The organism is Bradyrhizobium japonicum USDA 6, assembly GCF_000284375.1.
Lineage (GTDB): Bacteria > Pseudomonadota > Alphaproteobacteria > Rhizobiales > Xanthobacteraceae > Bradyrhizobium > Bradyrhizobium japonicum.
This window is the reverse complement of the sequence record NC_017249.1, coordinates 4,102,074-4,116,102: the sequence shown is the minus strand read 5'-3', so window position 1 is coordinate 4,116,102 and position 14,029 is coordinate 4,102,074. Positions and strand designations below refer to the sequence as shown.

9 protein-coding genes and 1 riboswitch are annotated in these 14,029 nt (G+C 64.9%); of the genes, 5 read left to right on the top strand and 4 right to left on the bottom strand.

The genetic code is table 11. From position 1 onward, the window contains the following. The first annotated feature begins 362 nt into the window (after nucleotides 1-362). Both BJ6T_RS19145 and BJ6T_RS19140 read left to right on the top strand, forming a co-directional pair. Entirely contained in the window at nucleotides 363-1,574 is a 1,212-nt protein-coding gene (locus tag BJ6T_RS19145; RefSeq protein ID WP_014494114.1) for an NADP-dependent isocitrate dehydrogenase, read from the top strand. Between the two features lie 96 nt (nucleotides 1,575-1,670). Next, nucleotides 1,671-2,174 carry a DUF3455 domain-containing protein gene (locus BJ6T_RS19140; RefSeq protein ID WP_014494113.1) on the top strand — a complete coding sequence of 168 codons (504 nt, stop codon included), beginning with the start codon at nucleotides 1,671-1,673 and terminating at the stop codon, nucleotides 2,172-2,174. Between the two features lie 4 nt (nucleotides 2,175-2,178). Here BJ6T_RS19140 and BJ6T_RS19135 read toward each other — a convergent pair whose 3' ends face one another. Then, the gene (locus tag BJ6T_RS19135) at nucleotides 2,179-3,405 is read right to left on the bottom strand and encodes a cyclic nucleotide-gated ion channel (RefSeq protein WP_014494112.1); all 1,227 of its coding nucleotides are present in this window, start codon (nucleotides 3,403-3,405) and stop codon (nucleotides 2,179-2,181) included. Between the two features lie 6 nt (nucleotides 3,406-3,411). Continuing rightward, complete coding sequence (gene alaS, locus BJ6T_RS19130; protein WP_014494111.1) at nucleotides 3,412-6,090, bottom strand: alanine--tRNA ligase; 2,679 nt, start codon at nucleotides 6,088-6,090, stop codon at nucleotides 3,412-3,414. 234 nt (nucleotides 6,091-6,324) lie between these two features. After that, nucleotides 6,325-6,413: riboswitch (glycine riboswitch) on the top strand. Between the two features lie 145 nt (nucleotides 6,414-6,558). Between alaS and gcvT the strand changes: the two genes are divergently transcribed. Genes gcvT through gcvP form a run of 3 tightly spaced genes read left to right on the top strand, consistent with a single transcriptional unit; the run spans nucleotide 6,559 to nucleotide 10,987 of the window. Beyond that, entirely contained in the window at nucleotides 6,559-7,707 is a 1,149-nt protein-coding gene (gene gcvT / locus BJ6T_RS19125; protein WP_014494110.1) for a glycine cleavage system aminomethyltransferase GcvT, read from the top strand. An 11-nt stretch (nucleotides 7,708-7,718) separates the two neighbouring features. Beyond that, nucleotides 7,719-8,087 (top strand): glycine cleavage system protein GcvH, encoded by a 369-nt coding sequence (gcvH, locus tag BJ6T_RS19120; RefSeq protein ID WP_014494109.1) that lies wholly within the window; start codon nucleotides 7,719-7,721, stop codon nucleotides 8,085-8,087. Nucleotides 8,088-8,104: 17 nt separating this feature from the next. Next, the gene (gene gcvP, locus BJ6T_RS19115; RefSeq protein ID WP_014494108.1) at nucleotides 8,105-10,987 is read left to right on the top strand and encodes an aminomethyl-transferring glycine dehydrogenase; all 2,883 of its coding nucleotides are present in this window, start codon (nucleotides 8,105-8,107) and stop codon (nucleotides 10,985-10,987) included. A 151-nt stretch (nucleotides 10,988-11,138) separates the two neighbouring features. Here the strand turns inward: gcvP and BJ6T_RS19110 are convergent, their stop codons facing one another. Continuing rightward, entirely contained in the window at nucleotides 11,139-12,131 is a 993-nt protein-coding gene (locus tag BJ6T_RS19110; protein WP_014494107.1) for a hypothetical protein, read from the bottom strand. 95 nt (nucleotides 12,132-12,226) lie between these two features. Further along, nucleotides 12,227-13,315 (bottom strand): recombinase RecA, encoded by a 1,089-nt coding sequence (gene recA, locus BJ6T_RS19105; RefSeq protein ID WP_014494106.1) that lies wholly within the window; start codon nucleotides 13,313-13,315, stop codon nucleotides 12,227-12,229. Nucleotides 13,316-14,029 lie beyond the last annotated feature (714 nt).

The following is a 14,029-nucleotide window of genomic DNA, read 5'->3' as shown; positions in this document are numbered from 1 at the left end:
CGCTTTCACACTGGTTAGCAAGGCCTTGGGTTCTCGAGGCCTTGGGTTCTCAAGGCCTTGGCAAGGCGCTCTTCAGGAATTGATTCAAAGCCGGCCCAAGGGGCGGCTGCCCGTTCGCCTGTCGTTTGCCTGTCCTGACGAAATTCTCAAGGGAAATAACGGGTTGGATTCGACTTTTGAATCTCTTCTGAAGCCTGAGGCCCGCCCCTCGCGGCAGGGCCCCTCCCGCCCCCCATCTGGGCAAGCTGGATGGGCTAAAAGTGCATAATCCCTTGGCTTTCGCCCGCTGCTATCAGGTGCTAAGAGGCGGCGGATATTCCCGTGGCGCGCCAAAGCGCCGTTCCCAAGAGGCTTCCCCGATCATGGCAAAAATCAAGGTGTCCAACCCCGTCGTCGAACTCGATGGCGACGAGATGACCCGGATCATCTGGCAGTACATCAAGGACAAGCTGATCAACCCGTACCTCGATGTCGAGCTGCTATATTTTGACCTGGGCATGGAGTACCGCGACCACACCAACGATCAGGTGACCATCGACGCCGCCGAGGCGATCAAGAAAGTCGGCGTCGGCGTCAAGTGCGCCACCATCACCCCGGACGAAGCCCGGGTGAAGGAGTTCAACCTCAAGCAGATGTGGAAGTCGCCGAACGGCACCATCCGCAACATCCTCGGCGGCGTGATCTTCCGCGAGCCGATCATCTGCAAGAACGTGCCGCGCCTGGTTCCCGGCTGGACCAAGCCGATCATCATCGGCCGCCACGCCTATGGCGACCAGTATCGCGCCACCGACATCAAGTTCCCCGGCAAGGGCACGCTCACGATGAAGTTCGTCGGCGAGGACGGCACCGTCATCGAGAAGGAAGTGTTCAAGACCCCGGGCTCCGGTGTCGCGATGCAGATGTACAATCTCGACGACTCCATCATCGACTTCGCCCGCGCTTCGCTGAACTACGGCCTGCTGCGCAACTACCCGGTCTATCTCTCGACCAAGAACACGATCATGAAGGTCTATGACGGCCGCTTCAAGGACATCTTCCAGGACGTCTACGACCGCGAGTTCAAGAAGGAATTCGAGGCCAAGGGCCTGACCTACGAGCACCGCCTGATCGACGACATGGTGGCTTCGGCGCTGAAATGGTCCGGCGGCTATGTCTGGGCCTGTAAGAACTACGACGGCGACGTGCAGTCCGACACGGTCGCGCAGGGCTACGGCTCGCTCGGCCTGATGACCTCGGTGCTGCTCACCCCCGACGGCAAGACCGTGGAAGCCGAAGCCGCCCACGGTACGGTGACCCGCCACTACCGCGAGCACCAGAAGGGCAAGGAGACCTCGACCAACTCGATCGCGTCGATCTTCGCCTGGACCCGTGGCCTGGCCCACCGCGCCAAGCTCGACAACAATGCCGAGCTCGCCAAGTTCGCCACCACCCTCGAGAAGGTCTGCGTCGACACCGTCGAGGCCGGCTACATGACCAAGGACCTCGCGCTCCTGGTCGGTGCCGACCAGCGCTGGCTCTCGACCACCGGCTTCCTCGACAAGGTCTCGGAGAATCTCACGAAAGCGTTGGCGTAAGCCCGCGCATTATTTTCGTCTGATCGGGGTTAGACATCATTATGGGCCGCGCTTAGGCGCGGCCCATTCATTTTGACCCCGTTGCGGAGGCCACCCATGTCCATCGTCAAGTTCGCCGTCCCCTGCCTGCTGCTCGCGGCCGTGGCCGGACCCGCCGCAGCCGCGGAGCCGCTCCCCGACGCCATCGCCGCCCCCGGCGAGACCGTCGTGCTCAGCGTCCTCGCCGAGGGCGCTCAGGTCTATGAGTGCAAGGCGGGCACTGACGGCAAGCTCGCCTGGGCATTCCGCGAGCCGGTGGCGACGCTGCTGTCCGAGGGCAAGACCGTCGGCCGGCACTATGCCGGCCCGAACTGGGAGCTTGCCGACAGCAGCGCCGTCGTCGGCAAGGCCATCGGCAACGCGCCGGGCGCGACCGCCGCCGACATCCCCTGGCTGAAGCTGGAGGTCGCCTCCCGCCGCGGTAGCGGCGTGCTGACGCCTGTTACCACCGTCCAGCGCATCAACACCCACGGCGGGAAGGTCGACGGCGCATGCGACAAGGCCGGCGATTTCAAAAGCGCGCCGTACTCGGCCGACTACATTTTCCTGAAGAAGGGTTGACCGCTCAGCGGTCGGTGGCCTCGCGCTCTGCCTGCGCCAATTCTGCCGCCGCGAGGTCGCCGGTCTCCTCCAGCCGGGCTTTCGCGGTCTGGTGGACGTGGGCAGCGAGCGTCGGCATGCGCTCGATCAAAGCGTGAAAATCCTGGGCGTCGAGCACCAGCAGCCGCGTCTTGCACGTCGCCGTCACCGTGCCGCTGCGCTTGGTCTTATGCAGCAGCGCGATCTCGCCGAAGAAGGTGCCGTCGGCGAGCCGCACCTGCTGGCTCGGCAGCGCGATCTCGACCTCGCCCGCGGTGATGAAATACATCGACGAAGCGGCATCGCCACGGCGGACCAATATCTCGCCCTGCTCGATGGTGCGCGCCCTGAGCAGCCGCATGATGTCGGCGATCTCCGCGGCGGACAGGTGCGAGAACAGCGGCACCCGCGCCAGCATGCCCCAGGTGACGACGAAATCGCGCCGCCTCACCTCTTCGGCAAAGGCGCTCGAGATGATCGCGACCGGCAGCGCGATCATGGCAAAGCCTGAGATGATCGCGAACACCGAGACGAACTTGCCGAGCGGCGTCACCGGCACGACGTCGCCATAACCGACGGTGCCGAGCGTCACGATCGCCCACCACATCGCATCCGGAATCGTGCCGAGCTTGTTAGGCTGCACATCACGCTCGATGGCGTAGAGCAGCGAGGCGAAGGTCAGTACCACACCGATCAGGATGACGATGCAGCCGATCAGCGCACGCCGCTCGGCATGGATGGCCGCGAGCAGCGAGCGCATCGCCGGCGAATAACGGATCAGCTTGAAGAACGGCAGCACGCCCAGCCCGGCCAGCGTCGCGTGCCGGCCTGTGGCCAGCACGATCGCGGCCGGCAGGAACGCCATGAGGTCGATGATGCCGAGCGCGGAAAAGGCATAAGAGAGCCGGTCAGACAGCGCGGAGCCGTTGCGCTGGGTGTGCCCCGCCACGGTCCACAGCCGCGCCAGATATTCGAGCGCGAACACGATGACGGCGAGGACGGCGACCGCGCTGAACAGCGTGCCGAACCGCGCGTCGAGCTCCGGTACCGAGGCGAGGATCATCGCGACCACGTCGAGCACGATGACGCCGATGATCACCTGGATGAAGCGCGACCCGATCGAGTAGGCGAGCGGATCGTGCTCCAACAATTCGTACAGGCGATCCCTTAGGTTGGGATCGGCCGGGCCACGTCCTCGCGGAACGAGGCGCATGGCCGTTTACGCGCCTGCCATCGCTTTTTCGATCGCCGCGAGCGCCTCGGGCGCCTTGGCGCCATCGGGGCCGCCGGCCTGCGCCATGTCGGGCCGGCCGCCGCCGCCCTTGCCGCCGAGCGCCTCGGAAGCGACGCGCACGAGATTCACGGCATTGAAGCGCGCGGTGAGATCGGCGGTGACGCCGACCACGATTCCGGCCTTGCCGTCCTCGGTGACGCCGACGATGGCGACCACGCCGGAGCCGATCTGCTTCTTGCCGTCGTCCGCAAGGCTCTTGAGATCCTTCATCTCGATGCCTTCGACCGCGCGCGCCATCAGCTTGACGTCGCCGACCTCGCGCACGCCTGCGGCTGCGCCGTTCCCGACGGACGTACCGCCGCCCATCGCGAGCTTCTTGCGGGCGTCGGAGAGCTCGCGCTCGAGCTTCTTGCGCTCCTCCATCAGGGCTGTGATGCGCGCCGGCACGTCGTCGACCGAGGTGCGCAGCTCGTTGGCCGCGGTCTTCGCCAGCGCCATGGTCTCGTTGGCGTGCCGGCGTGCGTAATTGCCGGTCAGCGCCTCGATGCGGCGCACGCCGGAGGCGACCGCGCTCTCGCCCGTCAGCGTGATCAGGCCGATGTCGCCGGTGCGCTTCACATGGGTGCCGCCGCAGAGCTCGACCGACCAGCCGAGCGCGTTGGCGCCGCGTTCCCGCGCGGTCCGGCCCATCGAGACGACACGGACCTCGTCGCCGTATTTCTCGCCGAACAGGGCGCGCGCCCCGGCCTCGCGGGCCTCGTCGACGCCCATGACGCGCGTGGTGACCTCGTCGTTCTCCAGCACCACGTCGTTGGCGATGTCCTCGACGCGGGCGAGCTCTTCCGCCGTGATCGGCTTCGGATGCACGAAGTCGAAGCGCAGACGATCGGGCGCGACCATCGAGCCGCGCTGGGCGATGTGATCACCGAGCACCTGACGCAGCGCCTCGTGGATGAGATGCGTCGCCGAATGATGCGCGCGGATCGAGGAGCGTCTGCCGTGATCGACCTCGAGCTGGAGCGCGGTGCCGAGCTTCAGCTCGCCGCTCTCCACGATGCCGACGTGAACGAAGAGATCGCCGAGCTTCTTCTGCGTATCGGTGACGCGGAACTTGACGCCGCCCTCGCCGCTGAGCAAGCCGGTGTCGCCGACCTGGCCGCCGGACTCAGCGTAGAACGGCGTCTGGTTGAGCACGATCGCGCCGGTCTCGCCGGGCTTGAGGCTGGAGGCTTCCTGGCCGTCCTTCACCAGCGCGGAGACCACGCCTTCGGCGCTCTCGGTCTCATAGCCCAGGAATTCGGTGGCTCCGAGCTTCTCGCGCAGCGGGAACCAGATCGCTTCGGAGGCCGCCTCGCCCGAACCCTTCCAGGACTCGCGTGCCTTGGCCTTCTGCCGCTCCATCGCGTCGGTAAACGAAGCTTGGTCGACGCTGATGCCGCGCGACTTCAGCGCGTCCTGGGTCAGATCCAGCGGGAAGCCGTAGGTGTCGTACAGCGTGAAGGCGACGTCGCCGTCGAACATGTCGCCCTTCTTCAACGACGCGCTCTTCTCGTCGAGGATCGCAAGGCCGCGGGTCAGCGTCTTGCGGAAGCGGGTTTCTTCCAGCCGCAGCGTTTCCTCGATCAGGTTTTCCGCGCGCATCAGCTCGGGATAGGCCTGGCCCATCTCGCGGACCAGCGCCCAGACCAGGCGATGCATCAGCGGCTCCTTGGCCCCTAACAGCTGCGCATGGCGCATCGCGCGGCGCATGATCCGGCGCAGCACGTAGCCACGGCCCTCGTTCGACGGCAGCACGCCGTCGGAGACGAGGAAGGCCGAGGAGCGCAGATGGTCGGCGATGACGCGGAACGAGGCCACCGTCTGTTCGTTCGGCCCGCTGCCAAGCGCGGACGACGTCGCATCGATCAGGTGGCGGAACAGGTCGGTCTCGAACACGCTGTCGACGCCCTGCATGACGCTGGCCATGCGCTCCAGCCCCATGCCGGTGTCGATCGAGGGACGCGGCAGATCCACGCGCTCCTCCTTCGTCACCTGCTCGTATTGCATGAAGACGAGGTTCCAGAATTCGAGGAAGCGGTCGCCGTCCTCTTCCGGCGAGCCCGGAGGTCCGCCCCAGATATGGTCGCCCCGGTCGATGAAGATCTCCGAGCACGGCCCGCACGGCCCGGTGTCGCCCATCGCCCAGAAATTGTCCGAGGTCGGGATGCGGATGATGCGGTCGTCGGAGAAGCCCGCGATCTTCTTCCATAGGCCGGCCGCCTCGTCGTCGGTGTGGTAGACGGTGACGAGCAGCTTGTCTTTCTTGAGCCCGAACTCCCGCGTGATCAGGGTCCAGGCCAGCTCGATCGCGCGCTCCTTGAAATAGTCGCCGAACGAGAAATTGCCGAGCATCTCGAAGAAGGTGAGATGGCGCGCGGTGTAGCCGACATTGTCGAGGTCATTGTGCTTGCCGCCGGCGCGCACGCATTTCTGCGACGTGGTGGCGCGCTGATAGGGCCGCTTCTCGACGCCGGTGAAGACGTTCTTGAACTGCACCATGCCGGCATTGGTGAACATCAACGTGGGATCGTTGCGCGGCACCAATGGCGAGGACGACACGATCTCGTGGCCGTTCTCGGCAAAGAAGTTCAGAAAGGTCGACCTGATCTCGTTGACGCCGCTCATGTTCATCCAATCGGGTGTGCTTGGACCCGCTGATTTGCCATCCAAACCGGGCATTTGGGCTGATATCTGCGGGTCAAAGCGCTTTTAGACAAGGCCAGCTGCGCTGTCCAGAAACTGTGCAAGGAGATCAGTGAGTTGCCGCAGGCGCGCAATCCCGTTTGCAATCCCGTTGAAAGCCGTCAGGTGCGCGTTGACAGGCTTGGCCGGCCTGTGGTCTGTACCCATCTGTATCGTACGGCCACGTCGGGAGAGACCGGCTTTGGTGCCGGCGCCGAAGGAGCAACCGCCCCGGAAACTCTCAGGCAAAAGGACCGCGTGGCTTTGACGACATCTGGAAAGAGGCGCCGACGGGCATAACACCCGGACAGCGTCCGCCGACGGGATAATACTCTCAGGCACAGCGACAGATGGGGCTTCGACTGGTTGCTACCGGGGAATCGTCCCCGGGGAACCGCCGAGGGCCCCGTAATGCTTGCGCGCGACGACCAAGATTCCCTCAAACGTACGCCCCTTCACGGGCTTCACGTCTCCCTCGGCGGCAAGATGGTGCCGTTCGCGGGCTATGACATGCCCGTGCAGTACCCTGCGGGCGTCCTAAAAGAGCACCTCCATACCCGTTCCTCCGCCGGCCTGTTCGACGTCTCCCATATGGGCCAGCTCGCGCTTCGGCCGAAGTCGGGCAAGGTCGAGGACGCCGCCCGCGCGCTGGAACGGCTGGTGCCGCAGGATATCGTGGCGATTGCCCCGGGCCGGCAGCGCTACGCCCAGTTCACCAATCCGGACGGCGGCATTCTCGACGATCTGATGGTCGCCAATTTCGGCGATCACCTGTTCCTGGTCGTCAACGCGGCCTGCAAGGACGCGGACGAGGCGCATCTGCGCGCGCATCTCTCGGACGACTGCATCATCGATTCGCTTCAAGACCGCGCCCTGATCGCGCTGCAGGGCCCGAAGGCGGAAGCCGCACTGGCGCAATTGTGTGCAGAGGCGCCCGCCATGAAGTTCATGGATGCCGGTCCGCACAAGGTCGCCGGCCTCGACTGCTTCGTCTCGCGCTCCGGCTACACCGGCGAGGACGGGTTCGAGATTTCGGTCCCCGCCACGCACGCCGAGCACCTCGCCAGGACGCTGCTTGAAAACCCCGACGTGATGCCGATCGGCCTTGGCGCCCGCGACAGTTTGCGGCTGGAAGGCGGGCTCTGCCTCTACGGACACGACATCGACACCACGACCACGCCGGTCGAGGCGGCGCTGGAATGGTCGGTGCAGAAGAGCCGCCGCAGCGGCGGCGCCCGCGCCGGCGGCTTTCCCGGCGCCGAGACGATTCTTGCCTATTTCGACAACGGCGCCTCCCGCCGCCGCGTCGGGCTGCGCACGGAAGGCCGCGCGCCGGTGCGCGAGGGCGCGCTGCTGTTTGCGGATGCCGCGGGCGGCGAGCCGATCGGAAAGGTCACCTCGGGCGGTTTCGGCCCGAGCCTGAACGCGCCGGTCGCGATGGGCTATGTGCCCACGGCATCGAGCGCGCTCGATACAAAGCTCTTCGCCGAGGTGCGCGGCCAGCGGCTGCCGCTGACGGTCGCCGCCATGCCCTTCGTGAAAAACACCTACAAACGCTGAGGACTGAGAAAATGACCACGACGCTGTACACCTCCGACCATGAATGGCTCGCCATCGACGGCGATGTCGCCACCGTCGGGATCACCGACTACGCGCAGTCGCAGCTCGGCGACGTCGTATTCGTCGAGTTGCCGAAGGTCGGCCGCAGCCTGAAGAAGGCGGAAGCCGCCGCCGTCGTGGAATCGGTGAAGGCCGCCTCCGACGTCTACGCGCCTGTCACGGGCGAGGTGCTCGAGACCAACGACGCGCTCGCCGCCGAACCCGCGCTGGTGAACTCGGACGCGCAAGGCAAGGCGTGGTTCTTCAAGGTCAGGATGGCCGACAAGAGCGAGCTCGGCGGCCTCATGGATGAAGCCGCTTACAAGGCCCACACGGCTTAAGGACGATGGAGCAAGCGATGACCGCGCACCGCAAATCCAGCGGCGAGACCGCCGCCACCTTCGTTCGCCGCCACATCGGCCCGTCGGCGCGCGACGTCACCGCAATGCTGGAGGCCGTCGGTGCCAAGAGCGTCGACGCCCTGATGGCGGAGACGCTGCCGGCCTCGATCCGGCAGACCGCTCCGCTCGATCTCGGCAAGCCCTTGAGCGAGACCGAGGCGATCGCGCACATGGCCGAGCTCGCGCGAGAGAACCAGGTCTTCACCTCGCTGATCGGCCAGGGCTATTCCGGCACGATCCTGCCCGCGGTGATCCAGCGCAACATCCTGGAGAGCCCGGCCTGGTACACCGCTTACACGCCCTACCAGCCCGAGATCAGCCAGGGCCGGCTGGAGGCGCTGCTCAACTTCCAGACCATGATCTGCGATCTCACCGGGCTCGACGTCGCCAACGCCTCGCTGCTGGATGAAGCGACCGCTGCGGCCGAAGCGATGGCGCTCGCGGAGCGGCACTCGCGGGTGGAAGCCAAGGCCTTCTTCGTCGACAAGGACGTGCATCCTCAGACGTTAGCCGTGATGCGCACTCGCGCCGAGCCGCTGGGCTGGACCCTGATCGTCGGCGACCCCCTCGCCGATCTCGACAAGGCCGACGTGCTTGGCGCGCTGCTGCAATATCCGGGCAGTTCCGGCGCCGTGCGCGACCTCAGGCCTGCGATCGCGGCCTTGAAGGCCAAGGGCGCGCTCGCGATCGTTGCCGCAGATCTGCTGGCGCTGACGCTGCTCGCCTCGCCCGGCGAGTTAGGGGCCGACATCGCGATCGGCTCGGCGCAGCGCTTTGGCGTGCCGATGGGCTATGGCGGGCCGCACGCCGCTTACATGGCGGTGCGCGATGCGCTGAAGCGCTCGCTGCCCGGCCGCATCGTCGGCCTCTCCGTGGACTCGCGCGGGATGCCCGCCTATCGCCTCGCGCTGCAGACCCGCGAGCAGCACATCCGCCGCGAGAAGGCGACCTCCAACATCTGCACCGCGCAGGTGCTGCTCGCCGTGATCGCCTCGATGTATGCCGTCTATCACGGCCCCGAGGGGCTTGCGCAGATCGCGCGCAACGTGCATCGCCGCGCCGCCGTGCTCGCTAGCGGCTTGCGCAAGCTCGGCTTTGCGCCGCAGTCGGATAACTTCTTCGACACGCTCAGCGTGGACGCCGGTGCCCAGCGCGCCGAGATCGTCGGGCGCGCGGCCGCCGAGAAGATCAACCTCGGCGTTGGCGAAACCGCGCTGCGCATCGCGCTCGACGAGACCACGACGCCGACAACTGTCGAAGCGGTCTGGCGCGCGTTCGGCGGCACGCTAGTCTATGCCGAGATCGACGCTTCGACGCGCGAGGCGCTGCCGGAGGCGCTGAAGCGCACCACCGCCTTCCTCACCCATCCCGTCTTCCACGCGCATCGCTCGGAGACCGAGATGCTGCGCTACATGCGCAAGCTCTCGGACCGCGACCTCGCGCTCGACCGCGCCATGATCCCGCTCGGCTCGTGCACGATGAAGCTGAACGCGACCACCGAGATGATGCCGCTGACCTGGCCGGAATTCGGCTCGCTGCATCCGTTCGTGCCGCGCGAGCAGGCACGCGGCTATCACGCGCTGTTCGCGCGGCTGGAAAAGTGGCTGTGCGACATCACCGGCTACGACGCGATCTCGCTACAGCCGAACTCGGGCGCGCAAGGCGAATATGCCGGGCTGCTCGCGATCCGCGGCTATCATGCCGCGCGCGGAGAGACGCACCGGAAAATCTGCCTGATCCCCTCTTCCGCCCACGGCACCAACCCGGCTTCGGCCGCGATGGTCGGCATGGATGTGGTCGTGGTGGCCTGCGAGAAGAACGGCGACGTCGACGTCAATGATCTTCGCGCCAAGGCGGAGAAGCATTCGAACGATCTCGCCGCGGTCATGATCACCTATCCCTCGACGCATGGCGTGTTCGAGGAGCACATTCGCGAGATCTGCGACATCGTGCACGGCCATGGCGGCCAGGTGTATCTCGACGGCGCCAACCTCAATGCGCAGGTCGGCCTGAGCAGGCCCGGCGATTACGGCGCCGATGTCAGCCATCTCAACCTGCACAAGACCTTCTGCATCCCGCATGGCGGCGGCGGCCCCGGCATGGGCCCGATCGGTGTCAAGGCGCATCTTGCGCCTTTCCTGCCAAGTCATCCTGAAAATCGTCACCCGGCGACGCAAGCCGAAGCTCCGGTCGGTCCCGTCTCGGCCGCGCCGTTCGGTTCGGCGTCGATCCTGACCATCTCCTACATCTACATCCTGATGATGGGCGGCGAAGGCCTGAAGCGCGCCACCGAGATCGCGATCCTCAACGCCAACTACATCGCGGCAAGGCTCGATGCGCATTTCCCGGTGCTCTACAAGAACCACAACGGCCGCGTCGCGCATGAGTGCATCATTGATCCCCGACCGCTGAAGACGACGTCCGGTGTGACGGTGGACGACATCGCCAAGCGGCTGATCGACTACGGCTTCCACGCCCCGACCATGAGCTTCCCGGTGCCGGGCACGCTGATGATCGAGCCGACTGAATCGGAATCCAAGGCCGAGCTGGACCGCTTCTGCGACGCGATGATCGCGATCCGGAAGGAGATCGCGGACGTGGAAGGCGGCCGCTTCAAGATCGAGGCCTCGCCGCTGCGCCACGCCCCGCACACCGTGCACGACATCGCGGACGACGATTGGAAGCGCGCCTACACCCGCGCTGAGGGCTGCTTCCCCGCGGGCACCTCGCGCACCGACAAATATTGGTGCCCGGTCGGGCGCGTCGACAACGTCTATGGCGACCGCAACCTGGTGTGCTCGTGCCCGCCGGTGAGCGATTACGCGGAAGCGGCGGAGTAAGGGATCGTAGCTTCGTAGGGTGGGCAAAGCGGCTTGTCCGCCATAGCTCGAAGAGCGAAGGCGGAAGCGTGCCCACCACCTTTGTACGCGTTGGAATAGGGTGGGCACGGCGCTTGCGCGCCTTTGCCCACCCTACAGCCCCGAACGGTATCTAAGGCACCACCAGCGAACGCCTCCGCGCATCCCACCGCCAAAGCCGTTCGTTGGTGAGAAGCGTACCACCCCACCAGCGCCGAATCGGGTTGCGACGAAGGAAATCCTCCCGGCCTTCAAGGATCCCTCGGCCGAATTCGGTTAGCGACAGCCGGCTCCGGCGAAAGGCCGCGTTGCGACCTCGTCCATTGTCCGGGTCGAGCGTCGCCAGCTTGCCGTCCAAACCTGCAATGGCGGGCGTCGGGCCGAAAGCGAGTCCTTCGAGCAGCGCACCTAACTCCCACGGATCGAACACGCGTGTCTTGAGCGCGCCCGGTCGAAACAGCTGGTCGGTACGATTGTGTCCGCTCGCGATCAGTTCGAGAAGCCGCGCCTCGGTCGCCCCCAGTCCCGTCGTCGGCGACGGCAGTTCTGCGAGCAGGTCTTCCATGGCCGGCTTCAGGAAAGACAACTTGCCGAGCGGCCTGTCGAGCAGCCCGGAGCAGAGCTCGGGCGTCGGCGCGCGGTAGGCCTCCCAGGCCAGGCTCGCGATCTCGAAATCGCCTTCTTCAATATCGAGCTCCCGCACGTCACGATGACGAAGCTCTGTCGGATCTGCTCCACGCAGGTCGAAATCGACACGTCGTAATCTCAGACTCGATGCGATAGATGGCTCGGAACGCAGATAGTCGAGGATCCAGATCAATTGCAATTGACTGTTGGGTTCAGGATCGAACCACAGCTCGATCAACTCGACGCCGTAAGTCTCGCAGAACCAGAGTAGTGCACCTTCCCGATCCAGGCGCTGAACATAGGGCAGTTGGCGGACGCAATCAGACCAGATGATCTCTTCGAAAATTCTGAGCGCGCGTCCACCTAGATAGCCATTGAGGTGTTCAGCCGACGGAAGTGGCCCCGAAACGAAGCGAAAGATGAACGGCACGACCATGTCGGCGCGATCCTCATGGGCAAGACCGACGCCGGACGAACTGGTCAGGATCACGCGTTTCATCGCGAACGCCCCCCCAAAACGAAGCGGGCACTGACGACGTCGGCAACTCAACGTCCTCAGCGCCCGCTCCTCGCGAAAACTCTTCGCGCTAGGTCTTACTCGTCCGCCGGCTCCTCGCCGTCGGCGTCGCGCTCGGGCGTGCCGGCCAAAATCTGCTCGGCGATCAGGCCGGAGTTCTGGCGGATCGAGGTCTCGATCTTGGCGGTGATGTCGGGGTTGGCCTTCAAAAACGCCTTCGAATTCTCGCGGCCCTGGCCGAGGCGCTGACTGTCATAGGAGAACCAGGCACCGGACTTTTCGACGATGCCGGCCTTGACGCCGAGATCGAGGATCTCGCCCATCTTGGAGACGCCCTCGCCGTACATGATGTCGAATTCGACCTGCTTGAAGGGCGGCGCCAGCTTGTTCTTCACCACCTTGACGCGCGTGGTGTTGCCGACCACTTCATCGCGCTCCTTGATCGCGCCGATGCGGCGGATGTCGAGACGGACGGAGGCATAGAATTTCAGCGCGTTGCCGCCGGTCGTGGTTTCCGGCGAGCCGTACATCACACCGATCTTCATGCGGATCTGGTTGATGAAGATCACCATGGTGTTGGATTTGTTGATGGAGGCCGTCAGCTTGCGCAGCGCCTGGCTCATCAGACGGGCCTGGAGACCCGGCAGCGCATCGCCCATCTCGCCCTCGAGCTCGGCCTTCGGCACCAGCGCCGCGACCGAATCGACCACCAGCACGTCCACCGCACCCGAGCGCACCAGCGTATCGCAGATTTCCAGCGCCTGCTCGCCCGTGTCCGGCTGCGAAATCAGGAGCTCGTCGATGTTGACGCCCAGCTTGCGCGCATAGACCGGGTCGAGCGCGTGCTCGGCGTCGATGAAGGCGCAGATTCCGCCCTTCTTCTGCGCTTCCGCCACCGTGTGCAGCGCCAGCGTGGTCTTGCCCGAGGATTCCGGCCCGTAGATTTCCACAACGCGTCCCTTCGGCAGACCACCGATCCCGAGCGCGATGTCGAGCCCGAGGGAGCCCGAGGACACCGCCTCGACATCCATCGACCGGTCGTTCTTGCCGAGCTTCATCACCGAGCCCTTGCCGAACTGGCGCTCGATCTGGGAGAGCGCGGCGGCCAGAGCTTTACTCTTGTCCATGGAGGATCCTTCGACGATACGCAGGGCAGTGTTGGACATTGGGTCGTGCTCCTTATGGCGAGGATTCGGGTGCGGGACAAACGATTGGCGCGGCGGGTCATCGATAAAAGCAATGTACCCTATTTGTTCCAGGTTCGCAATATGTTCTTTCGCGGGTTTTGGTGCTGTCTGTATTTAACCCCAAGTGTCCTAAGCTGAATTTGTAAGTGTCCTAATTCGTTCTCGAATAGCCACAACCTGTTCATGCACTCTTTGGATTAACCCGTTTGAGGTGTGGCAACTGACAGGACACAACCGTGCAACCTACAAATTCGCTTTTAGGTTGTTTGGGAGAACAAAGTAAGGCCGCCTCAGTTGGCGGCCTCTTTCATAGATCCATTTCGAGCTGCCCGCCGGGTGCAGAGCGTGAAGCCCTCGTTAGGAAGGCCCGCCAAGCCGACGTGGCGCCAGGTCGCCGGGCTTGCAGCCTCCGAGGTGAGGCCATGATCGAACAGCCCCACGTCAATCCGTATTCACTCCAAGCGCGTATCTGCCTTGGCATTGCAGCCTTTCGCGCCGCACTGTTTGTCGCGGCGCTGTTCATGGGTATGCAGTAGGGCCGCCGCAAGAGGCCCCCGGGCAAATCAACCTATCTGTTCGAGGGCGCCGACCTGCGCCACGTTGATTGAGCGTTGGCCTGTAAGCCGCCGCCCGGCGCAGTGCTGTAGTGTCCTGATTCCTTCCGCGAGAGTCGGTTATCGAACAGACCGCTTC